Annotated in this window: 20 protein-coding genes; 15 read left to right on the top strand and 5 right to left on the bottom strand. The window is 67.4% G+C overall.

Annotated features, from left to right (window positions below):
• Positions 1-290, bottom strand: a 290-nt coding sequence (locus tag AC1DTF_RS28360; protein WP_477476478.1) for an acyl-CoA dehydrogenase family protein, incomplete at its 3' end; no start/stop codon positions are given.
• Positions 291-415: 125 nt separating this feature from the next.
• On the opposite strand from AC1DTF_RS28360, the gene AC1DTF_RS28355 reads away from it, so the two are divergent.
• From AC1DTF_RS28355 to AC1DTF_RS28310, 10 genes are all read left to right on the top strand, one after another.
• A complete protein-coding gene (locus AC1DTF_RS28355) occupies positions 416-2,092 on the top strand; it encodes a nitric oxide reductase activation protein NorD (RefSeq protein ID WP_477476477.1) in 1,677 nt (558 codons plus the stop codon).
• 76 nt (positions 2,093-2,168) lie between these two features.
• Positions 2,169-2,987 carry an AAA family ATPase gene (locus AC1DTF_RS28350; RefSeq protein ID WP_477476479.1) on the top strand — a complete coding sequence of 273 codons (819 nt, stop codon included), beginning with the start codon at positions 2,169-2,171 and terminating at the stop codon, positions 2,985-2,987.
• Positions 2,988-2,989: 2 nt separating this feature from the next.
• The gene (locus tag AC1DTF_RS28345) at positions 2,990-4,102 is read left to right on the top strand and encodes an ABC transporter substrate-binding protein (protein ID WP_057165310.1); all 1,113 of its coding nucleotides are present in this window, start codon (positions 2,990-2,992) and stop codon (positions 4,100-4,102) included.
• 1 nt (position 4,103) lies between these two features.
• Complete coding sequence (locus tag AC1DTF_RS28340; RefSeq protein ID WP_477476476.1) at positions 4,104-5,231, top strand: spirocyclase AveC family protein; 1,128 nt, start codon at positions 4,104-4,106, stop codon at positions 5,229-5,231.
• Positions 5,228-6,256: an SDR family oxidoreductase gene (locus AC1DTF_RS28335; protein ID WP_477476475.1), complete on the top strand. Its 1,029-nt coding sequence runs from the start codon at positions 5,228-5,230 to the stop codon at positions 6,254-6,256. Before AC1DTF_RS28340 ends, AC1DTF_RS28335 begins: the two co-directional genes overlap by 4 nt.
• Positions 6,249-7,730 carry an aldehyde dehydrogenase family protein gene (locus AC1DTF_RS28330; RefSeq protein ID WP_477476474.1) on the top strand — a complete coding sequence of 494 codons (1,482 nt, stop codon included), beginning with the start codon at positions 6,249-6,251 and terminating at the stop codon, positions 7,728-7,730. The genes AC1DTF_RS28335 and AC1DTF_RS28330 overlap by 8 nt, the downstream gene beginning before the upstream one ends.
• 50 nt (positions 7,731-7,780) lie before the next feature.
• A complete protein-coding gene (locus AC1DTF_RS28325) occupies positions 7,781-9,004 on the top strand; it encodes a cytochrome P450 (protein WP_477476473.1) in 1,224 nt (407 codons plus the stop codon).
• 36 nt (positions 9,005-9,040) lie between these two features.
• Positions 9,041-9,460 carry a nuclear transport factor 2 family protein gene (locus AC1DTF_RS28320; protein WP_477476472.1) on the top strand — a complete coding sequence of 140 codons (420 nt, stop codon included), beginning with the start codon at positions 9,041-9,043 and terminating at the stop codon, positions 9,458-9,460.
• Positions 9,461-9,464: 4 nt separating this feature from the next.
• Positions 9,465-10,271 (top strand): SDR family NAD(P)-dependent oxidoreductase, encoded by an 807-nt coding sequence (locus tag AC1DTF_RS28315; protein ID WP_477476471.1) that lies wholly within the window; start codon positions 9,465-9,467, stop codon positions 10,269-10,271.
• Positions 10,272-10,291: 20 nt separating this feature from the next.
• Positions 10,292-10,945, top strand: a complete 654-nt coding sequence (locus tag AC1DTF_RS28310) for a nitroreductase family protein (RefSeq protein ID WP_477476470.1) — start codon at positions 10,292-10,294, stop codon at positions 10,943-10,945.
• Here AC1DTF_RS28310 and AC1DTF_RS28305 read toward each other — a convergent pair.
• Positions 10,862-13,711: an MMPL/RND family transporter gene (locus AC1DTF_RS28305; RefSeq protein ID WP_477476469.1), complete on the bottom strand. Its 2,850-nt coding sequence runs from the start codon at positions 13,709-13,711 to the stop codon at positions 10,862-10,864. The genes AC1DTF_RS28310 and AC1DTF_RS28305 overlap by 84 nt on opposite strands.
• Positions 13,712-13,846: 135 nt before the next feature.
• Between AC1DTF_RS28305 and AC1DTF_RS28300 the strand changes: the two genes are divergently transcribed.
• The 5 genes from AC1DTF_RS28300 to AC1DTF_RS28280 all read left to right on the top strand — a co-directional run bounded on the left by AC1DTF_RS28300 (position 13,847) and on the right by AC1DTF_RS28280 (position 18,278).
• Positions 13,847-15,043, top strand: a complete 1,197-nt coding sequence (locus AC1DTF_RS28300) for a sensor histidine kinase (RefSeq protein ID WP_057165317.1) — start codon at positions 13,847-13,849, stop codon at positions 15,041-15,043.
• Positions 15,044-15,079: 36 nt separating this feature from the next.
• Entirely contained in the window at positions 15,080-15,730 is a 651-nt protein-coding gene (locus AC1DTF_RS28295; RefSeq protein WP_057165581.1) for a response regulator transcription factor, read from the top strand.
• 63 nt (positions 15,731-15,793) lie between these two features.
• On the top strand, positions 15,794-16,606 hold the full coding sequence (locus tag AC1DTF_RS28290; protein WP_057165318.1) for an acyl-CoA thioesterase domain-containing protein: 813 nt from the start codon (positions 15,794-15,796) through the stop codon (positions 16,604-16,606).
• A complete protein-coding gene (locus AC1DTF_RS28285) occupies positions 16,578-17,393 on the top strand; it encodes an SGNH/GDSL hydrolase family protein (RefSeq protein ID WP_477476468.1) in 816 nt (271 codons plus the stop codon). Before AC1DTF_RS28290 ends, AC1DTF_RS28285 begins: the two co-directional genes overlap by 29 nt.
• Positions 17,394-17,417: 24 nt before the next feature.
• Complete coding sequence (locus tag AC1DTF_RS28280; RefSeq protein WP_477476467.1) at positions 17,418-18,278, top strand: EamA family transporter; 861 nt, start codon at positions 17,418-17,420, stop codon at positions 18,276-18,278.
• A gap of 4 nt (positions 18,279-18,282) precedes the next feature.
• On the opposite strand, the gene AC1DTF_RS28275 is transcribed toward AC1DTF_RS28280, so the two are convergent.
• The 3 genes from AC1DTF_RS28275 to AC1DTF_RS28265 are packed head-to-tail and all read right to left on the bottom strand — an operon-like array spanning position 18,283 to position 21,228.
• Positions 18,283-19,137 carry an ABC transporter permease gene (locus AC1DTF_RS28275; protein ID WP_477476466.1) on the bottom strand — a complete coding sequence of 285 codons (855 nt, stop codon included), beginning with the start codon at positions 19,135-19,137 and terminating at the stop codon, positions 18,283-18,285.
• Positions 19,134-20,009 carry an ABC transporter permease gene (locus AC1DTF_RS28270; RefSeq protein WP_057165322.1) on the bottom strand — a complete coding sequence of 292 codons (876 nt, stop codon included), beginning with the start codon at positions 20,007-20,009 and terminating at the stop codon, positions 19,134-19,136. The genes AC1DTF_RS28275 and AC1DTF_RS28270 overlap by 4 nt, the downstream gene beginning before the upstream one ends.
• Positions 20,010-20,040: 31 nt before the next feature.
• Positions 20,041-21,228, bottom strand: a complete 1,188-nt coding sequence (locus tag AC1DTF_RS28265) for a polyamine ABC transporter substrate-binding protein (RefSeq protein WP_057165323.1) — start codon at positions 21,226-21,228, stop codon at positions 20,041-20,043.
• Positions 21,229-21,312 lie beyond the last annotated feature (84 nt).

The raw sequence follows: 21,312 nt of genomic DNA, 5'->3' as shown, positions 1-21,312 counted from the left end.
ACGTTGAGCGGGTGCGGCACTCGCGCCCAGGTGGTTTCCTCGGCGTACACCAACTGTTCGACGATGCCCGCGCCACGGCCACCGTAGTCGGCAGGCCATGAGACGGCCGCCCAGCGCGCATCCGCCATCTGGGCGTTCCACCGTCGCATGGTGCGGAAGGCGTCCTCGTCGCGACCGTAACGCTGGGCCGCGGAGAGGATCTCGGGTGTCAGGTGCTCGGCCAGCCACGCCCGAAGTTCCTTGCGGAACTGCTCGGTGTGTGGCGGGTAGGTGAAACCGAAGGATTCCAAGGGGCCTACTTCATATCGAACATTCGTCATGTCGACCGTTGACTCGCTGTGGGCCGAACTCTACGGTGGAACAGATATTTGGTCAACGTTGTGGGTCCAGGCATGAAATCGAGGTGCACAGCACGGTGACAACCGACGACGATGCGCCCGACGTGCAGGTCCACGCTCTGCTCGCCTGCGCGCTGGCCGGACGGACCGTGGCGGTGCGGTCCGTCCCGGCCGGGGAACCCGCCTGGACCGACGGCGTCGCGGTGTACCTGGACGCCGCGGCCGATACCGCGTTTCAGCGCCGCTGCCTGGCCGTTCAGGCATCGCTGCTGGCCGCCGACAGTCTGGACCCCGCCATCCTGCGCACGCTCGGTCGACGCAGCGCCCTGGCGCAGCGCTACCTCGCGATCGAAGGGCACCGCGCCCTGGCCTGCAACGAGGAGCTGCTGTCGCGGGACATCCGCGCCCTGCTGGATCCCGCGCTCGCGGCCGGCACGGATTCGGCGCAGGCATCGCTGGACCTGGCCCTGAGCCGGGTGCACCTGCCCGAGGCGCCCGCGGCCTTCGGAATCCTTCGGCCACGCAGGATGGCCACCGGCTCGAACGACCCGGACCGGCCCGGCCGTCACATTGCCCGCAGGAGGCACGACAACGAGTTGCACGAGCTCGTCGAGGACGCGGTCGACGATGCCGACCTGGACGTGCTGGACAACCTCACCAGCCCGGTCGGTGGCGGTGGCTCGATCGGGAAACTCCTGCAGCGCATGATGAAAAGCGTGCGGCGTCGGGGCAGCGGCGGTGGCCCGCCCGGGGCGGATTCGGCCACCCGCCGGTCCCGCTCGGGTGCCAGGGGAGCGGCCGCCGTGCTGTCCACCACCGTCGGACCGTCATATGACGACTATCCCGGGGGCACGGTGGGTGCAACGTACCCCGAATGGGACGCCAATCAGAGCCGCTATCGCGAGAACTGGTGCACGGTCGACGAAGTCGAGGTGCCGGCGCGTGACGTCACGCCGGCACCGCGTCCTGATGTCCATGCGTTACGCCGACCGCTGACCCGGCTGGGTGTCGGGCTCGACCGCTGCCGGCGCCAGGCCCAGGGCGACGATATCGATATCGATGCCGCCGTGCGTACCAGGATCGACACGCTGGCCGGAACTGCCGGTGACGCCGCCGTCTACATCGAGAGCCAGCGACGCAGAAGAGATCTCGCGGTGCTGGTGCTGCTCGATGTGTCCGGGTCGGTCAACGAGCCCGGGACGGCCGGGCGCACCGTGCACGAGCAGCAGGTTCTCGCCGCTCATGCGTTGACGGTGGCACTGCACCAACTCGGCGACCGGGTGGCGCTGTACGGGTTTCGGTCCCAGGGCCGCTCGTCGGTGCACGTGCTGCCCGTCAAACGTTTCGAGGACAACTTCGACAGCGCCGTCACGCAGCGGTTGGCGGCCCTGACACCCGGTGCGTACTCCCGCCTGGGCGCGGCCATCCGGCACGGCACCGCGCTGATGGCGGAGAAGGCCGGGACCTCCCGGCGGTTGCTCGTCGTACTGTCCGACGGGCTGGCCTATGACCACGGCTACGAACGCGCCTACGGTGCGGCCGATGCCCGGCGCGCCCTGGCCGAAGTGCGCCAACAGGGCACCGGTGCCGTCTGCCTGACGGTCGGGGCGGGTACCGGGGCGCACGAACTACGACGGGTGTTCGGCAGCGCCGCGCATGCGGCTATTCCACGCCCCGAGCAACTCGGCGACATCATCGGCCCGCTGTTCCGGTCCGCGCTGCGGTCGGCCGACCTTCGCAGGCGCGTCGCCTGACGACTCTGACCACATGCATGAACCAAACATCTGTTCCGCGCTACAGTGATCGAACTTGGTTGCACGAGAGGACGATATGCATCCGGCTCAGCCGAGAACCACCACGCAACCCCGCCCGTACTACATATCGGTCGCCGACGAGGAGCTGGTCTTCAAAGCCGCCTACCGACAAGGGCTCTCCGTGGTCCTCAAGGGCCCGACCGGGTGCGGGAAGACACGATTCGTCGAAGCGATGGCCCACGACCTGGGGCGGCCGCTGATCACCGTGTCCTGTCACGACGATCTGACCACCGCCGACCTGGTGGGCCGCTTTCTGCTGCGCGGGGGAGAGACCGAGTGGGTCGACGGACCGCTGACCCGCGCCGTCCGGGAGGGCGCGATCTGCTATCTGGACGAGGTCGTGGAGGCGCGCCAGGACACCACTGTGGTGCTGCACCCGCTGGCCGACCACCGTCGCGAACTCCCGATCGACCGGCTGGGCATCACGCTCGACGCCGCCGCGGGCTTCTGCCTGGTGGTGTCCTACAACCCCGGCTACCAGAGTGTGCTCAAGGATCTCAAGGACTCGACCCGGCAACGCATGGTCGCCATCGAGTTCGGTTTTCCGGCACCCGATGTCGAGGAGAAGATCCTGTCCCAGGAATCCGGGGTCGACCACCGCCGCGCTGCCGATCTGGTGCGCCTCGGGCAGGCGATCCGGCGCCTGGAGACCGGCGGCCTGCGCGAGGTCGCGTCCACCCGGGTGCTCATCGCGGCGGGTCGGCTCATCGCCGAGGGGCTGACACCCCAGGTCGCTGCTCGCGCGGCGATCGCCGGTCCGCTCACCGATGACTCGACGGTGACACGAGGCCTGATCGAACTGATCGACGTATACCTTCCCGCGGACGGAGAATGAGCATGGGCTACGAGAGTTCGGCCGAACCGATCAAGGTCGGCTATCTGATGGATTTCACCCTGCCGGAAGCCTATCCGCAGGAGATGAGGGACGACTTCTTCCAGCCGTTTCAGCTGCTGTTCGACGAGGCACTGGCCGACGGCCGCATCGATCGCAAGATCGAGCTGGTCTACCGCGAGGTCGAGGGTCTGCCGAAGGGTGCGGTGAAAAAGGTCATCGACGCCTACGGTGAACTCGTCGACGAGGGGTGCCTCGCGGTGTTCGGCCCGCACATCACCGACAACGCGGTGCCCACCCGGGAGGCCATCGAAGAACGGTTCCGGGTACCCGCGCTGAGTGTCACCGGCAGCGACGACTGGCTGGGCGAGTGGACGTTCGCCTTCCCGCAGGGCTCACTCACCGACGAGCCCATCTTCTGGGCCGATCTGCTGGCCAAGGCCGGCCACACCGAGGTGGGGGTGCTCATCGAGTCCTCCCTTGTCGGAGAGACCTACCTGCGACATTTTCGCAGCGCCTGCCGGCGCAGGAACATCAGGATCGTGGCCGAGGCGACGATCGCGCAGACCGCCCAGAACGTGAACGAGGCCGTCGCCATCGTCCATCAGGCCAAGCCGAGCGCCCTGGTGCACTGCGGATTCGGCTTCGGCATCGTCTTCCTCAATGCGGTGCTCGCGGAGTTGGGCTGGGACCCGCCACGTTTCACCAGCACGGCGTTTCAGAACGCCTGGGTCAATCCGGTGATGTGGGAGGCCTTCATGGGCTGGACCGGTGTCGACCAGTACGACGAATCCAACCAGGTGGGCCAGCGATTCCTGGACCGCTACGAAAAAGCGTTCGGCCGCCGCCCCGAGTATTGCGTCCCGGTGGTGAACCACGATGTCGCCAACGCACTGCTGCACGCCGTCACCGACGCCCACCCCTTGAGTCCGCGAGGCGTCAAAGACGCACTGGAGCGGGTGAAGATGCTGCCCGCCGCCGCCGGTGCACCGGGAACCCGCGTCTCATTCGGCAACTGGACCCGGCGGGCCTGGATGGGCGCCGGGTACCTCGTCGCCCGCACCTTGGACGCCGACGGTGTGAACTCCCATCTCGTCGACCGCTTCGGGGAGGCCTGAGATGAGTACCGATCACATCGCACCGAGCACCGAGACACCGCCGCCCGCCACCCGCCGCTCTCCCTGGGGCACGGTGTGGATCGTCGCCGGGCTGCTGGGTATCGCGGTGATCGCGTATCACGCGCAGAGCGGCCCGACGTCGCCGCGGATCGCCAATCCGGACGTCGAGGGAAGACCACGTCCCGTCGACTTCCTGTTCGGCTTCGAGCACTGGATCGACCTCTGGCAGATCTTCACCATCTTCTCGGTGCCGGCACTGTTGATCGCCTGCATCATCGCCTGGCGGCGTAATCCCGGCAGCCCCATCGTCATGATGGCCGCCATCACGACCCTGATCGTGTGGCAGGACCCGTACATGAACTGGGCCCCGTACGCGGTCTACAACCCCGAACTGTGGCACTGGCCGGTGGACTGGCCGTGGGTTTCGTTGTCGCCCACGATCGAGCCGTTCGTCGTCATCGGCTATGTCATGTTCCAGTTCGGGCCGTACTTCCCGGCCGTCTGGATTCTGCGAAAGGTCCAGTCGCGCAAGCCGGTCACGTCTTTCGTCTGGCGGCACCCACTGGTCAGCCTCGGCGTGCTGATCTTCGTCATCGGGTTCCTGTTCGACATGGTGCTCGAACTCACCCTGGTGCGCACCGGTCTCTACATCTACTCGCAGGTCATCCCGTTCGGCTCCATCTTCACCGGCAGCACCTTCCAGTTCCCGCTGCTGTGGGAATCGGTGATGGTGACGTTCGTGATGGTGCCGGCCGGCCTGCTCGTCTACCGCGACGACACCGGTCGGACGGTCGCCGAGAAGCTCGCGCAACGCTCGCGGCTGTTCCTCAGCCGGCCCAGGCTGGGCATGTTGGTGGTGATGTTCGTGATCATCAACGTCGCCTACTTCGCCTACGGGCTGGGTTTCACCTTGATCAGGATGTCCGGCGCGGCCACCTCGGTGGCCTGCCCGTGGCCGTATCCGGAAGCGAAAGTATATGACCCGCAGGGTTATTACGAGGAGAACGGCGCTCAGGGACCTTTCGCGGTGGGCATCATGTCCACCTGGATGACCGGCCAGCCCGACGGCAGACCAGCGGTCGTGCCGGGTTCCCGCAGTGACCGGTGCGCACCGGAGTCGGCCCGATGAGTGAGCCGCGAAGTGTCGTGATCACCGGCGCGTCCAGGGGGCTCGGGCTGGCATCGGCCGTGCACCTGTACCGGGCGGGATGGCAGGTTGTCGCCGCCATGCGGTCCCCGGACACCGGGATGCCGCGACTGCGCGAAGCCACCGGTGCCGCCGAGGGGGATCCGAGGCTGATCGGCGTGCCACTCGACCTCGTCGACGAAGCCTCCGTGACCGCGGCGGCCGCGCTGATCGAGGCCGCCGTCGGCGCGCCGTACGCGATCGTCAACAACGCAGGCATATCCGCCGCAGGCATGGTCGAAGAAACCCCGATGGAGCTGTGGGAGAGGATGTTCAGTACCCACGTGCTGGGCCCGGTGCTGCTGACCAAGACCTTGCTGCCGTCGATGCGGGCGGCCGGACGGGGCCGGATCATCCTGATCTCGAGCCAGGGTGGCGTGCGCGGAATGCCCTCCATCGCGGCCTATTCGGCGGCCAAGGGGGCGCTGGAGCGCTGGGGCGAATCGATGGCCGGGGAGGTCGCACCGTTCGGTATCGGCGTGACCATCCTGGTGACCGGCACCTATGACACCGACATCATCACCGATGCCGGCACCACCGACTGCCGGGATTTCGACGGCCCCTACGCGCGGCACCACGCGACCATCGACCGGCGCGGCCGGCTCGCCATGAAACTTGCCCGCCCGCCGGAGATCTTCGCTGCGGGCCTGGCAGGCGCCCTGGAGGACACTGCTGCCTTTGTGCGGCGCCCCATCGGTCCGGACGCCCGGATGCTGCTGATAGCCAATCGGATTCTGCCCAGTGCCGGCGTGCATCACATGGCACGGCTGGCCATGGGTCTGCCAGGCCAGGGCGCCATGCGTCCCGGCAAGATCACCACAGCCCAGCAGGCCCAGATGCTTGCCGCCAGGGTGCTACCCCCTCCGGTGCTCCAGCGCGTCGTCGGCATCGCCATGCGGTTCGCGCCGGCGCCGCCGCCCCCGCCCATCGAAACACCTGCCGAGGAAGATGTGCGCGCACATGGTTGACACCACCGTCCGGCACGAAACCAGGATGCTGATCGACGGCAAGCTCGTCGAGGGCGGAGCGGGCGCATTCGTCAATGTGAACCCGGCCACCGAAGAGGTGATCGGTGAGGTCACCGACGCGTCGACGGCGGACATGCGCCGCGCCATCGACGCCGCCCGGCGGGCGTTTGACGACACTGACTGGTCGACCGACCGCGTTCTGCGGCAACGGTGTCTGCTCCAGCTGCAGGAGGCGTTGGAAGCCGAGCGCGAGGAATTGCGCGAGGAACTGATCTCCGAGGTCGGTTGCCCGCGCTCGCTCACCTTCGGTCCGCAACTGGACGCGCCACTCAGCGATGCGCTCACCTACCCGGCCAAGCTCATCGACGAATACCCTTGGGAAACCTCGCTGGGTGACGCATTGGTGTCGGTCACCGGGGTGAACACCACCCGCAAGGTCTGGCGCGAACCGGTGGGGGTGGTGGGCGCGATCGTGCCGTGGAATTTCCCGTTCGAGGTCACCATTCAAAAGCTCGGGCAGGCACTGGCCACCGGGAACACCGTGATCCTCAAGCCCGCCCCGAACACGCCGTTCAACGCGACCCGCATCGGTCGGTTGATCGCCGAGCACACCGACATCCCGGCCGGTGTCGTCAACATCGTGACGGCCTCGGATCATCTTGTCGGCGAGGAGTTGACGCTCTCACCCAAGGTGGACCTGATCTCCTTCACCGGGTCCACCACGGTCGGTATGCGCATCATGGAAAAGGGTGCGGCCACCATGAAGCGGCTGTTCCTCGAACTCGGGGGCAAGTCGGCCACCATCGTGCTGGAGGATGCCGATTTCGCACTGGGTTGCCTGATGGGCATCGCACCCTGCGTGCACGCCGGCCAGGGTTGTGCGAACCCGACCCGGCTGCTGCTGCCGCGCTCGCGCTACGACGAGGGCATCGAGATTCTCAAGGGCATCTATGCAGGGGTGCAACCCGGTGATCCGCAGGATGCCGCAACGCTGTGTGGTCCGGTGATCTCCGATCGGCAACGTGCCCGCATCCGCGGCTATATCGAGCAGGGTGTGGCCGACGGGGCACGCCTGGTGGTAGGTGGCTCCGAGCAGCCCGACGGCTTGGACAAGGGATTCTTCGTCAAGCCAACGCTTTTCGCCGATGTCGACAACTCGATGACGATCGCGCAGGAAGAGATCTTCGGACCTGCGCTCTCGGTGATCGCCTACGAGGACGAGGACGATGCGGTACGCATCGCCAACGACAGCCCGTATGGGTTGGCAGGCAACATCATGTCCGGATCGCTGGATCACGCACTGGCGGTGGCCAAGCGGCTGCGCGCTGGGTTCATCGGGATCAACGGCACCGCGGGGTACGGAGCGGACACCCCGTTCGGCGGCTACAAGAACAGCGGGGTCGGCCGGCAGAACGGCACAGCCGGCTTCGATCAGTACACCGAGATCAAATCCATCGCCTACCCGGCCCAGTGACTCCCCAAGTCGCTTCGCTCCCGCCCGCCGCATAGAAGGAGTTCGACACCGTGGAACAACTTTTCGACGACCTGGAGGACTTCGGTTCCTTCGACGACGCCATCTCCGGTGACGTGCGCGACCCCTACACCGAAATGGCCCGACTGCGCCGGGAGGAGCCGGTACAGCGGCTGGAGACCTCCGGGATGCTGCCGCACGAGGAGTCGCTGCCGATGTTCATCGTGTACCGGCACGAGGAGGTCCAGCAGATGCTGCGCGACAACGAGACGTTCTCCTCGGCCGGTGTCATCGCAGCCTTCGGCCCGGTACTGGGGGAGCGGGTGATGCTCGGCATGGACGAACCGGTGCACGGACGGTTGCGGGCACTGGTGCAGAAGGCCTTCACCCAGAAGTCGCTGGCGCGCTGGGAAGACGAACTCGTCGGTCGGGTCGGTAACGCGCTGATCGACAAGTTCGAGGCGAACGGCAAGGCAGATCTGGTGAAGGAGTTCACCTTCGACTATCCCAGCCAGATCATCGCCGGGCTGCTGGGGCTGCCGGAGGAGGACTTCCCACAGTTCCAGCGGTGGTCCATCTCGCTGCTGAGCTGGCTGATGAACCCGGAGCGTGGACTCGCGGCGTCGGCGGCGCTGTGCGACTATTTCGCCCCGATCCTGGCGGCCCGTCGCGCGGAACCCAAGGACGATCTGATCAGTGCATTGGCTGCTGCCGAAATCGACGGGAACAAGCTCGAAGACGAGGAGATCTTCTCGTTCCTGCGCCTGCTGCTCCCGGCCGGCGTCGAGACGACCTATCGGTCGCTGGGCAGTCTGCTGTTCGCGCTGCTCTCCGATCCCGCTCAGCTGGAGGCGATCCGCGCCGACCGCACCCTGCTGCCGCAGGCCATCGAGGAGGGCGTGCGCTGGGAGTCACCGCTGCTCACCATCACCCGGGTGGCGACCCGCGACACCGAACTCGGTGGCGTGCAGATCCCGGCGGGTGCGACGGTGATGCCGATGCTGGGCGCGGCGAACCGCCAGGACGACCGGTACCCGAACCCGGACACCTTCGACATCTTCCGGAAGCAGAAGGCAAACGTGGGCTGGGGCTACGGCGTGCACGTGTGCCTGGGCATGCACCTGGCCCGCCTGGAAATGCGGACGGCCATCAACCTGTTGCTGGATCGGCTACCGAATCTGCGTCTGGATCCCGACGGGGGAGATCCACACATCCGCGGCCAGGTGTTCCGTTCGCCGACCGCGCTACCGGTGCTCTTCGATCCGGTCAGCCCGTAACGTCAGGGTGCACGTCCACCCGAACGGAGATCCCCGATGACGGACTCACCCGCATACCGCGACCGCGCCGATATCACCGAAGTGCTGCTGCGCTATGCCACCGGGATCGATCGCCGGGACTGGGACACCTTTCGTGCGGCCTTCACCGAGGACTGTGTGCTCGACTACGGCGAGATCGGTAGCTTCACCGGAGTCGCGGCCGTCACCGAGTTCATGGATCAGTCGCACGCGATGGCCGGCCACACCATGCACCGGCTCAGCAATATCGTCATCACCCTCGACGGTGACCGCGCGGCGGCCCGCACCTATGTCGACGGGCTGATCCTGGCCCCCGACAACGCCTCCGGGGTCAGTGCAGTCGGCATCTACGATGACGATCTCCTGCGCACGGACCACGGCTGGCGGATCGCCCGGCGGGTGTTCACCGCGGTCCGGATCACCACGGTCGGTGGTTGATTCGATGTTCGCCGACACGTACGGCCCGTGGGCACTGGTGGCGGGAGCGTCCGACGGGGTGGGTGCCGCCCTCGCCGACGGCCTGGCCGAGCGCGGCGTCAACGTGGTCCTGCTGGCCCGCCGTCAAGCCCTGCTCGACGAGGTCGCCGAAGGAATCGAAAGCCGCCACGGAGTTCAGGCCCGCACGCTGGCCATCGATCTCGCCGCCGACACCGCGGCATCGCAGATCGCGGCCGCCACCGGTGACCTGGAGATCGGATTCCTCGGGTACTGCGCAGGCGCCGATCCCGACTACGAACCGTTCCTGACCAGTCCGCTGGCGGCCGCTGACGCGATGGTGCAACGCAACTGCGTCGCGCCGATGCGGCTGTGCCACCATTTCGCCGCACCCATGGTGGCCCGCGGCCGCGGCGGCATCGTGCTGTTCGGATCGGGAGCCGGATTCGCCGGTGCTCCCAACATGGTCGCGTACGGCGCCTCCAAGGCCTTCGACATGGTGTTCGCCGAGGCGCTCTGGGCCGAACTGCGGGACACGGGCGTCGATGTCATCGGGCTGATTCTCGGCAAGACCGACACCCCGGCGCTGCGCACCCTCGAGCACAAGCGGGGAGTACTGCCGTCGACGCGATCCCACCCCGCCGATGCGGCCACCGCCGAAGACGTGGTGGCCGAGGCATTCGACAACCTGAACAACGGTCCGACCGTGCTGGTCGGCGACGTGATGAAGGCGGCCGCTCAGCTACTGGGAACCCTGACCCGCAGGCAGGCCGTGGAACTGCTGACCGCGGCAGGCGCCGCCACGATGGGGTGAGCGCACGCTAGGGTGCCGACATGGCAACTGCGAGCAGTGACATCTGGGAGGTGCTGTCGACGGCGCGGACCATCCGGCGTTTCACGGACGAACCCGTGGACGACGCGACGCTGGCACGCTGCCTGGAGGCCGCGACCTGGGCACCGTCCGGCGCGAACGCGCAGGCCTGGCGGTTCGTCGTGCTGCGTTCACCCGAGCAACGGGCCGTGGTGGCCGAAGCCGCCCGGCATGCGCTGTCGGTCATCGAACCGGTCTACGGCATGAGCAGGCCGACCGATCAGGAAACCGACCTGGTGGCGCGTAACAATCGGGCCACCTACGAACTGCACGACCGGGCCGAGGAGTTCACCTCGGTGCTGTTCGTCCAGAAGCGCTTTCCCACCGCGTCGGACCTGCTGCTGGGCGGGTCCATCTTCCCGGCGATGCAGAACTTCCTGTTGGCTGCCCGCGCACAGGGTCTCGGTGCCTGCCTGACGAGTTGGGCGTCCTACGGCGGCGAGACCCTGCTGCGCGACGCCGTCGGCGTCCCCGACGACTGGATGCTCGGCGGGCATATCGTCATCGGCTGGCCCAAGGGCAGGCACGGAAGGCTACGACGCCGCCCGCTCACCCACGCGGTCAACCTGGACCACTGGGACGAACCCGCCGACCACCTGCTCGTCACCGCGACCTAGCCAGGGCCTGCGCGGCCACCAGAACCAGCGGCCCAGCAGCACCATCACCGTGGGCAACACGAAGGTGCGGACGATCATGGTGTCGATGAGCAGTCCCACACCGATGGTGAGTCCGATCTGGGCGATGCTGAGCACGCTGCTGCCCAGCAATGCCAGCATCGTGATGCCGAAGATCACCCCCGCGGTGGTCACCACGCCGCCGGTGGCTCCGAACGCGCGGATGATGCCGGTGCGCAACTTGGCGGTGTGCGTCTCTTCCCGAATGCGCATGGCCAGCAACAGGTTGTAGTCCGCGCCGACGGCGATCAGCGCGATGAATGCGATAGGTCCTACCGCCCAGTGCAATTCGAGTCCCAGCAGGTGCTGCCAGATGAGCACGCTCGCGCCGAGGGCCGCCGCGTAGGACAACGCCACGGTGCCGACCACCACCAGGCCGGCCACCGGGCTGCGCAGCAGCAGCGCGACGATCGCGAAGATCAGTGCCAGAGTAGCGATCACGAGCAACCGGGTGTCCCCGGCGACCATCTGCTGCAAATCCAGGGTGGCGGGCCCGACGCCGGCCAGATGAACGTCCACCGGTCGCAACGTTCCCTCCTTGGTCGCCTCGGTCACCGCCGATTCGATCGCCGCGGTGCGGGCCGCCCCGGCAGCGCCCCATTCCGTGCCCGTCCCGTACACCAGCAGATAGAAGGCCCGCCCGTCCGGCGCGATCAGCCTGTCCAGGGCCGCCGCCATCCGCGGATCGGCCAGGGCGCGTTGGGGCGCGTAGAACCCGCCGGCCGCGCTGCCCTCGAAAGACGCCGCCGCCTCGCGCAGATAACCGGTGAAGTCGTTGAGCCGCGGGCCCACCGCACCCAGCTGGGATGTGGTGTCGGCCATGGCCGCACGGGCCCGCGTCAGGGCCGCCGTCATGGTGTCGATATCGGCGGGCACCCCGCCGAGAGCGTCAGTGGCGGTGACGGAGCCGCTCGTGAGCTTGTGCACTCCTGCTGTCAGCGCCGCGGTCCCGGCGACCACCTCGTCGACCGGTGTCACGATCTGCTGCACGACGGCGCAAATCGGGTTGGCCGGGCAGTGCGGTGTCGATGCGACGAACCCGCGCAACGGGTCCAGCCGGCCCGCTGCCGTCTCGGCGGTGGACTGCAGATCCGAGGTTCCGCGCTGCATATCGGCCGCAGCCGAGGACACCTCGCCAAGACCAGCCGCGCTGCCCTGCAGCCCGTGCCGCAAGCCGGACAGCGCGCCGGCCATGTCGTCGAGGACCGCCTGCAGCTCGTCAAGTCCGTTCAACTGCTCATTCAGGTCACCGACACTGCCCGCGAGTTCGTCACCGATACGGCCGATCTGGCCTGCCAGCGTGGTCTCCTCCGGCACGATGCCCGCCGGCCTGCTGGGGGACTGCACCACCCGCACACCCGGTATCCCCATCACCGCGCGGGTGACGCGCTCGACGGCGATGAGGCCGGCCGGCGTACGCACATCGTGATCGGTCTGCACGGCGACCACGGCCGGCAACAGATGGTTGTCCTCGAAATGCCTTTCGGCTGCGGCATATCCGAGGTTCGACCCGGTATCGGCGGGTGTCGCGACGGGTTCGTTCCAGCCGTTGCGGATCCCGGCCGCCGGCAATGCCAGCAGCGCCAGCGCGGCCAGTGCGGTGACCAGAATCGGTGCCGGCCAGCGGGTCAGGGCGGCACCGACCCGGCGCCAGCGCCGGCCGGTGCGGGTGGGCTTGGGCGCCAGCATGCCGACGCCGCCGGCGAGGCTTATCAGTGCCGGTGTCAGTGACAGGGATGCCACCATCACCACCAGAATCCCGATCGCAGAGGGTATTCCGGCGCTGCGGAACATGCCGACCTCGGCGAAGCCCAGACACGCCAGTGCGGTGGCGACGGTCAGTGCCGATCCGGCTATCACCGGAGCCACCGCGCGCTGAGCTGCGATGAGCGCGCGGGTCGAATCCAGCCCGTTGCGCAGGCCTTCCTGAAACCGGCCGATCAGGAAGATTGCGTAATCGGTGCCCGCGCCGAGCATCATGGCCGCCACCAACGCCACCGAGAACAACGACACCTCGATCACACCGGAACCGCCCAGCGCCGCGGCGATCGGCCGCGCGACGCCCAGTGCCAATCCCACCGAGAACAACGGGATGAACGCCGCAGCGAGGGAGCGGTAGACCACGAGCAACAGCAACAGGATGAGCCCGACGGTGGCCGCCGTGATCATCAGCATCTGCCGGTCGATCGCGGTGAATTCGTCGACGATCGTCGCGCCCGGCCCGGTGACGAACGCCTGCAGGCCGGCCGGCGAATTCGCGGCGTCGACGGCGGCGCGGACCGCATGTACCGCTTCGGCTGCCGGCGTGGTGCCCAGCACCCCGGCAAGCCGCAGCATCACCGTGACCGCCCGCCCGTCCGTGCTGACGGCGAACGATTCGGTCAGCGGGTCCGACCAGAGGTCGGTGACCGTGCGGACATGCGCGGTATCAGCGCGCAGTGCGGCGACAAGCCGGTCGTAGTAGTCGCGGTCTGCACCGCCGAGCGGACCGCCGGTACGCTCCAGCACCACATAGTTGAGGTTGTTGTCGGTCGACTCCCCGAACAGTTCCGCCGACCGCACGGCCGCCACCGAACTCGGCGCGCCCGCCGGCATGAACGATCGGGCGTGCTCGTGCACCACCGTCTCCAGCTGCGGTATCGCAAGATTCGCCGCGCCCGCGAGGGCGAGCCACAGCCCGACGATCAACACCGCTGCACGCCACCCCATGAAGGAAACGCTAGGGACAGCGGCGCCCCCACCGCGTCATGCCGGCGGCCCATACCGCGCCTCCTACCGTGGGAGGAGCGTGAACCCGTCCGCAGCATGATGGTTTCGGTGGTGTTTCGGACCTACCATTGGCCGATGCGCTTCGCCGTGCCCGAATTCCTGCGTACGCGTTTCGCGCGGCACGGTGAGCTCAACGAGCTCGGTTGGAGCTGGGTGTTCGTGGTCACCACCGATACCGCACTGGCATTGATCGCCGTGGTGTCGACGCTGCAGCGCCCCGCCTCCGACCATCTGGTCGCGGTGCCGGTGGGCATCATGGTCGCGATGTGCCCGCTGGTCGTCTTCTTTGCTGCCGGGGCCTCGTTCAACCCGTTGCTCATCTGGGGTGCCTGGTCCGGTGCCGCGGCGATCTTCCTGTTCGGGACGTCGACCCCGATCGAGTTCGATTTCGCCCCGCTGATCCTGGTGCTCATGGTGGGTGTGGTGGGGGCGATGACACCGCTGGCAGGCAGCCTGGCCGCGACCGGGTCGGCGGCCGCCATGTTGGCTGTTGCGGCCGCGTCCCACCGGCTCGACGGTGTCTGGCTGTATCTGAGCGTGCTGGGCATGGGCTGGCTGGTGGGGTATCTGATGCGGATTCAGCAGCAGCTGATCGTCGCGCAGCGCGACGCCCAGGAAGCGCTCTCCGAGCACGCCGCCGCCGACGAGCGGCGCCGGATCGCGCGCGAGGTGCATGACGTCATCGCGCATTCGCTGTCGGTCACGCTGCTGCACCTCACCGGTGCACGGCGGGCACTCCAGGAGGATCGCGATATCGATGACGCCGTCGACGCGCTGGAGGACGCCGAGAAACTCGGCCGTGAGGCAATGGCCGATATCCGGCGCACCGTCGGGCTGCTCGACGTCGCGCCCATGAAAATCGCACCCGAACCCGGCGTCGAGGACATTGCCCGGCTCAGCGACGATTTCGCCCGCGCCGGCCTGGCCGTGACACTGCGCACCGAGGGGTCGACCACCCGTATCTCCCCGGCGGTCGGCCTGGCGCTGTACCGGATCGCGCAGGAATCGCTGGCCAATGTCGCCAAGCACGCCCCGGAATCACGCTCGACGGTCACCCTGGCGGTCATCGGGGACCATGCCGAGCTCTCGGTCCGCAACGAGATGCCGGTGGCCGTCTCGGCGAGCCGTCGCCGCGCGCCCGATGGCCGCGGTGTCCGCGGTATGCGGCAGCGCGTCGAATTGCTGGGCGGTGTCATCGATATCGGCCCGACCCGCGAGGGGTGGACGGTGCACGCGGAGCTACCGCTGGGCGAATCCCGCTGCGGGGGCTGAGCGGTGGGATACCGGGGCGAGCGCAGCGACGGGGGATTGAGCGATATCGCGGTACTGCTCGTCGACGACCAGGATCTGGTGCGTTCCGGGTTGCGCCGGATCCTGCGCCGCAAGGACGGATTCGTGGTCGTCGCCGAATGTTCGGACGGTGACGAGGTACTCGACGCGCTGGCCGAGCAGTCCGTCGACGTGGTGGTGATGGATCTGCGGATGAAACGGGTCGACGGTATCGAGGCCACCCGGCGACTCGCCGAGGCGGGCGGACCGCCGGTCCTGGCGTTGACCACCTTCAACGAGGACGATCTGCTGTCCGGGGTGCTGCGGGCCGGTGCGGCGGGTTTCGTGCTCAAGGATTCCTCGGCCGAGGAGCTCATCCGGGCCGTCCGGGCCGTCGCCCACGGCGACAGCTATCTGGATCCGGCAGTCACCGCCAGGGTCCTCAACACCTACCGCAAGTCCGCCGAGGGCCGGCACCAGGTTCAGGTCAGCGAGCTCACCGGGCGCGAACTGGATGTGCTGACGCTGATCGGACGAGGCCACACGAACGCCGAGATCGCCGCGGAACTGTTCATCTCCGGTGTGACGGTGAAGAGCCATATCGGGCGCATCTTCGACAAGCTCCGGCTGCGGGACCGCGCCGCCGCGATCGTCTATGCCTACGACCACGGCATCGTCGCTCCCCAGTAGCGGCCGCCGGTCCCAAGTGGGCATGGCCGCAAGACCCGGCAGACACTGTGCGACGATGCGGAAATGAGTGCGCGTCCGTTCCATTTCACCCAGACCGAGCACGATACCTACGCGCCCAGCACGTACGCGCAGAGTCACTGGGGTCCCGACCACCTCAACGGCCCGGCCCTGGTCGGGCTGGTCGCACGCGCGCTGGAGACCGGCTTCGGCGATCCGGAGTTCCTGCCGTCGCGGCTCACCGTCGACCTGTTCAAGGCGGCCCGCGGGGTTCCGACGATCACCAAACTGACCCTGGTGCGCGACGGCCGGCGGGTGCGCAACGCGGAATGCGAACTGATCCAGGACGGTGTGACGGTGGTGCGGGCCACGCTGGTCCAGTACCGGCTCTCGGCACCGCCGCGGGGCACCGAATGGGTCTCGCCCGCCGAGTTCGTCGGCCCGCCCGATCGCGACGAGAGCCGCGGTATCGGGATCGGTAGTGACGAGATCGGCTGGACGGGCGCCATCGCCGATCACCAGAATGCGTCCCGCAAACGCTTCCTCAATCGCACCATCGACGTCGTCGACGGTTACCGCAACACACCGTTCGTGCGGGCCGCCATGGCTGCCGAGGGGACCAGCCTCGTCACCAATCTGGGTACCGCGGGCGTCGGGTACATCAACGGTGATCTGACGGTCGCGCTGGCCCGGCTGCCGCGCGACGAGTGGATCGGCGTGCAGGCCGACTCCCATTGGGCTGCCGACGGAATCGCGGTCGGGACCTCGACACTGTTCGACAGCGAGGGCGCCATCGGTTCCGGGATGGTCACGGCCGTGAGCAACCCGGACGCACAGATCGACTTCCGCAATGATCCGTTCCCCGACCGCACCCGCTGATCGCGCCGCGGCGCTGGTTCTTGCCGTCACGCTGGTCGTAACCGGCTGTGGTTCCGGCCCGGCCGCACCCGCCACCGACCCGATCTATTACGTGTCCATCGGGGACTCCTATGCCACCGGTGACGGTCCGAACGGCACGTCCCGTGACGGGTTCGCATATCTGACCGAAGAGGCCCTGCAGCACAACGACAATCCGGGATGGCGGCTGATCAACTTCGGCTGCTCGGGAGCCACCGCCCAGCAGATTGCCCATCGGTCCGGCTGCGATGCCGGTGCCCGGGCGCAGGACAGCCCCGAATATCCCGATCTGTCACAGGCGGACGCGGCCGCCCGTTTCGTCGCCGAGCATCGCGATCAGGTGGGTCTGGTGACCGTGGTCGCCGGAGGTAACGATGTCGCGCCCTGTATCGCCGAGGCGGCATCTGGCGGCGCACCCGCCTGCGCCGAGTCCGCCAGCGCATCCGCTGCGTCCGCCCTCGACGACATGCTGGGCAAGCTCAGGGGAGTGCTCGACGCCGGCGTTCCGGTGGTCGGCGTGTCCTACCTGAACGTGTTCCTCGCCGGCGAGCACGCCGATACCGCGGCCACTGTCTTCGACGAGAAGTTCAATCCGGCCTTGCGGCAGACGTATTCGCGGTCCGGCGCGCTGTTCGCCGACTCTCCGGTCGGCTCCGCGGCCGACGTGTGCGCGCTGAGCTACTGGTGCAGCGATCACGATGTGCACCCCAACCGCGCCGGACACCAGCGGATCGCGGATCAGATCCTGGGAAAACTCGTGGACAGCTGACCGCGGGCACCGTTGAATGCAGTGATGGTGACGAACGGAGCACGCAGCGGTGCGTTCATGGCCGTTGCTGCGATGTGTTCGGTGCAGTTGGGCGCCGCCATCGCGGTGGGGCTGATCGACGATATCGGCGCGGTGGGCGCGGCCTGGCTGCGCCTGTTCTGGGCGGGGATCCTGCTGCTGATCATCGTCCGTCCGCGGCCGTCGTCGTTCACCCGCTCCGCGTTCGTCGCCGCCGTGCTGCTCGGAGTCGTGACCGCGGGCATCACCGTGCTGTTCATGATGTCGGTGGAACGCATCCCGCTGGGTACCGCCAGCGCGCTGGAGTTCCTCGGGCCGCTCGGTGTCGCTGTGCTGCGCGGCTCGGGTCGTCACCGCTTCGTCTGGCCGGGCCTCGCCGCGATCGGCGTGCTGCTCCTGACCGAGCCGTGGTCGGGCAGTTTCGACCCGCTCGGGGTGGGTTACGCGCTGAGCGCCGGATTATGCTGGGGCGCCTATATTCTGCTGACCCAGCGCGTCGGCGAGCAGCTCACCGGGCTCAACGGGCTCGCGGTGTCGATGCCGGTTGCCGCCCTGGTCGCCTCGGCGGTCGCGGGCCCGGCGGTGTTCACCGCGATGACCCCGCAGCTGTGGCTGATCGGCATCGGCCTGGCCATCCTGCTGCCGGTCGTCCCGTTCGCCCTGGAACTGCTGTCGTTACGGCGACTGACCGCGGCAGCGTTCGGCACCCTGATGAGCCTGGAGCCCGGCTTCGCCATGTTGATGGGATGGCTGATCCTGCACCAGGTTCCCGCGCTCATCGGCCTGCTCGGCCTCGGCTTCGTCGTCGCCGCCGGTATCGGGGCCGCGCGCCACGGGGCGCGCGAACCCATCACCGCACCGGTCTGATCGCCTAGATGACGACCTTCTTGCGGCGGTACAGGGTGCCTGCCGCCAGCAGCAGCAGGCTGACCACCAGGATTGCCGTGGCCAGCACGTTGATCTGCGGTGGCACAGCGGCTTTGACCGCCGCGTTGACGTACAGCGGATAGGTGACGGTGGATCCGCTGACGAAGTAGGTGACGATGAAATCGTCGAGTGACAACGCGAACGACAGCATGCCCGCCGCCACGATGCCCGGCACGATCAGCGGCAGCGTCACCTTGAAGAACGTCCGGGTCGGGTTGGCGCCCAGATCCAGCGACGCATCCTCCAATGTCCAGTCGAAACCGCGCACCCGGGCCCGCACCGTCATCGCGATGAAACTGACCTCGAAGGCGACGTGTGCGATCAGGATGGTGGTGTAGCCGGCGGCCCAGCCGAAGTCCAGGAACAACGTCAGCAGCGAGGCCCCCATCACCACCTCGGGAGCGGTCAGCGGCAGGATCATGAACGTGTCCACCGCCCGGTACCCGCGGAAACGCTGGCGCACCAGGGCGATCGCCAGCAACGTGCCCAGCACCAGCGCGATGAGCGTGGACACCAAGGCGATGTTGAGGCTGAGTTTCAGCGCCTCGGTGAGCGCCRGATACTTGAACGGGTCGGCCCAGTTGTCCAGGGTGAAGCCCTGCCAGGTGTAGTTGAACTTGCCCGCCGGATCGTTGAACGAGAACAGCACGATCACCAGGATCGGCATGAACAGGTACAGCAGTACCAGTCCGGCCACGATGCGCAGTGAGACGTCGCCCCACTTCGGCCGGGTCCGAACGCGTTTCGGCGCCGCCGGCCGCTCGGCAACGCGCTTCGGCGTCGCCCCGATCGCGGTCATACGAGGTCCTCCGTACCCAGCGCCCGGGTGTACATCAGCACCCCGACCAGAATGAGACCCATCAGCCCCAGGCTCAGCGCGGCGGCAGCGGGGTAGTCCTTGACCACCAGGAACTGTTTCTGGATCACGTTGCCGATCATCGTGGTCTGGGTACTGCCCAGGTAGTCGGCGTTGATGAAATCACCGACCGCGGGGATGAACACCAGCAGGCTGCCCGCGAGCAGGCCCGGTAGCGCCAGCGGGAAGATCACCTTCCGGAAACTGCGGGTGCCACCGGAATACAGGTCGCGGGCGGCCTCCAGCAGCCGCGGATCGATCTTCTCCAGGCTGACGTACAGCGGCAGGATCATGAAGATGATCCAGTTGTAGGTCAGCCCGCCGATCACCGCCCAGCTCGTCGAGAGCAGCCGGCCCTCCTCCGGAAGCAACCCGATCGTGCCCAGTGCGCTGACCACCCAGCCCTCGTCGGCGAGGATCGTCTTCCAGGCGATGGTGCGGATCAGGAATGTCACGAAGAACGGCAGGATCACCAACCCGAGGATCAGGTTCTTGAACCGGCCGGCCTTGAACGCGATCACATAGGCCAGCGGGAACGCCAACAGCATGCACAGCACGGTCGCCGCCGCCGCATAACCGAACGACCGCAGGATGGGGTCCTGGTAGAGCCTGAACGCATCGACGAAGTTCGCGAAGTTCCAGTCGAACGTCAGTGTCGGCAGGTACACCGAACCGCCCGATGAGGACAGCGATGTCCGGGCCAACGAGAAGAACGGCACCACGAAGAACACTGCGAGATAAGCCAGCGCGGGCAAGATCATCAGGTACGGGGCGATCTTGCTCCGCTGCCGGCTGCTGGCTGCGACTCCAGCCATTTATGCTCCCTGCGTTCGCTGTGCCATCGACCTAGCCACCGGTGACGGCGGCGTACAGGGTGTTGAACTCCAGGGTCTGCTCATCGGTGAGCGCAGCCCACGACTTCAGGTTCGCCTGCACCTCGGGAGACGGATTGATCAGCGGATTCTCCGCCGATGCCGGATCGACCTTGGCGAGTTCGTCGGTCATGTCCGAGAGCGCAGGCACGAACTGGGTGAAGGCGACCAGCTTCGCGTAGTTGGCCCGGTCGTAGACGTAGTCGATCCACGCCTCGGCGGCCTTCTGGTTCTGCGTGGTGTACGGGATCACCATGGTGTCGATGAACCAGTCGCCACCGGATTCGGGAACGATGAACTGCAGATCGGGATTGTCGGCCTGCAGCTGCACGACGTCACCCGAATATGCCTGTGCGACAGCGATATTGCCGGCCGCCAGATCGTCGGCGTAGTCGTTGCCGGTGAAGCGGCGGATCTGCCCCTTGTCCTTCTGCTCGCGGACCAGATTCACCGCCTGGGTGATGGATTCCGTCGTCGGGTCCTCCGGGGAGTTGCCCTGGGACAGCATGATCATGCCGAGGCCGTCCTGGACGTCGGAGAACAGGCTGACCCGGCCCTTGAACGCCGGATCCCACAGGTCGTCGATAGTTCTGATGTCGCGCCCGGTGGCCGCCCTGTTGTAGGCAAGGCCCACCATGCCCGTCATGTACGGCGCGGTGAACTTGCGGCCCTCATCGACCTTGGAGTCCAACAGATCCTGTCGCAGATTCTTGCGGTTGGGCACGCCGGCGTCGCTGATCTCGTTCAGCCAGCCAAGACCCTTGACGCGGGCGGCCATGAACTCGGTGGGAACCACCAGGTCGGCGCCGATGTCCTGCTTGCGCGACAGCGGTTCCTTCACCTTGGCGAACCACTGCTCGTTGTCGTTGAAGTCTTCCTTGTAGTCGACGGTCAGACCCGATGCCGTCTGGAACGCGGCGATGAAACCGTCGGCCATGTAGAGCGGCCAGTTCGACACGCGCAGTGTGCCACTGGCGGGTCCACCGTCATCCTGAGTGCTCGACGAACCGGTGCTGCTGCTGTCGGATCCGCACGCGGCGAGGAACGAGGAGCCAAGGATCGCCGCCGCGGCCGTGGCGGCGCTGCCGCCGATGAACCGTCGCCGGCTGGTGCGGTTGGCAGCCAGTCGGGACAGTAGCCGGGGATCGATCTCGTTGGACATGCGGTGCCTTTCGTGAGGGAGGGGAGCGAACGCGAGGAGATCAGGATTCGTCGAGCATCTCTTCGAGATCTTCGGTGGTGGGGA

It is taken from the genome of Mycobacterium sp. P4_H6 (assembly GCF_056400845.1).
Note: the sequence above shows the minus strand (reverse complement) of the source record. Positions and strands in the feature narration are given on the sequence as shown.

Coding starts and splice junctions, on each gene's coding strand:
- AC1DTF_RS28265 (WP_057165323.1), bottom strand. CDS start 21,228: ATGTCCAACGAGATCGATCCCCGGCTACTGTCCCGACTGGCTGCCAAC.
- AC1DTF_RS28345 (WP_057165310.1), top strand. CDS start 2,990: ATGGGCTACGAGAGTTCGGCCGAACCGATCAAGGTCGGCTATCTGATG.
- AC1DTF_RS28340 (WP_477476476.1), top strand. CDS start 4,104: ATGAGTACCGATCACATCGCACCGAGCACCGAGACACCGCCGCCCGCC.
- AC1DTF_RS28310 (WP_477476470.1), top strand. CDS start 10,292: ATGGCAACTGCGAGCAGTGACATCTGGGAGGTGCTGTCGACGGCGCGG.
- AC1DTF_RS28285 (WP_477476468.1), top strand. CDS start 16,578: ATGATCCGTTCCCCGACCGCACCCGCTGATCGCGCCGCGGCGCTGGTT.
- AC1DTF_RS28350 (WP_477476479.1), top strand. CDS start 2,169: ATGCATCCGGCTCAGCCGAGAACCACCACGCAACCCCGCCCGTACTAC.
- AC1DTF_RS28330 (WP_477476474.1), top strand. CDS start 6,249: ATGGTTGACACCACCGTCCGGCACGAAACCAGGATGCTGATCGACGGC.
- AC1DTF_RS28270 (WP_057165322.1), bottom strand. CDS start 20,009: ATGGCTGGAGTCGCAGCCAGCAGCCGGCAGCGGAGCAAGATCGCCCCG.
- AC1DTF_RS28300 (WP_057165317.1), top strand. CDS start 13,847: ATGCGCTTCGCCGTGCCCGAATTCCTGCGTACGCGTTTCGCGCGGCAC.
- AC1DTF_RS28280 (WP_477476467.1), top strand. CDS start 17,418: ATGGTGACGAACGGAGCACGCAGCGGTGCGTTCATGGCCGTTGCTGCG.
- AC1DTF_RS28315 (WP_477476471.1), top strand. CDS start 9,465: ATGTTCGCCGACACGTACGGCCCGTGGGCACTGGTGGCGGGAGCGTCC.
- AC1DTF_RS28335 (WP_477476475.1), top strand. CDS start 5,228: ATGAGTGAGCCGCGAAGTGTCGTGATCACCGGCGCGTCCAGGGGGCTC.
- AC1DTF_RS28320 (WP_477476472.1), top strand. CDS start 9,041: ATGACGGACTCACCCGCATACCGCGACCGCGCCGATATCACCGAAGTG.
- AC1DTF_RS28290 (WP_057165318.1), top strand. CDS start 15,794: ATGAGTGCGCGTCCGTTCCATTTCACCCAGACCGAGCACGATACCTAC.
- AC1DTF_RS28305 (WP_477476469.1), bottom strand. CDS start 13,711: ATGGGGTGGCGTGCAGCGGTGTTGATCGTCGGGCTGTGGCTCGCCCTC.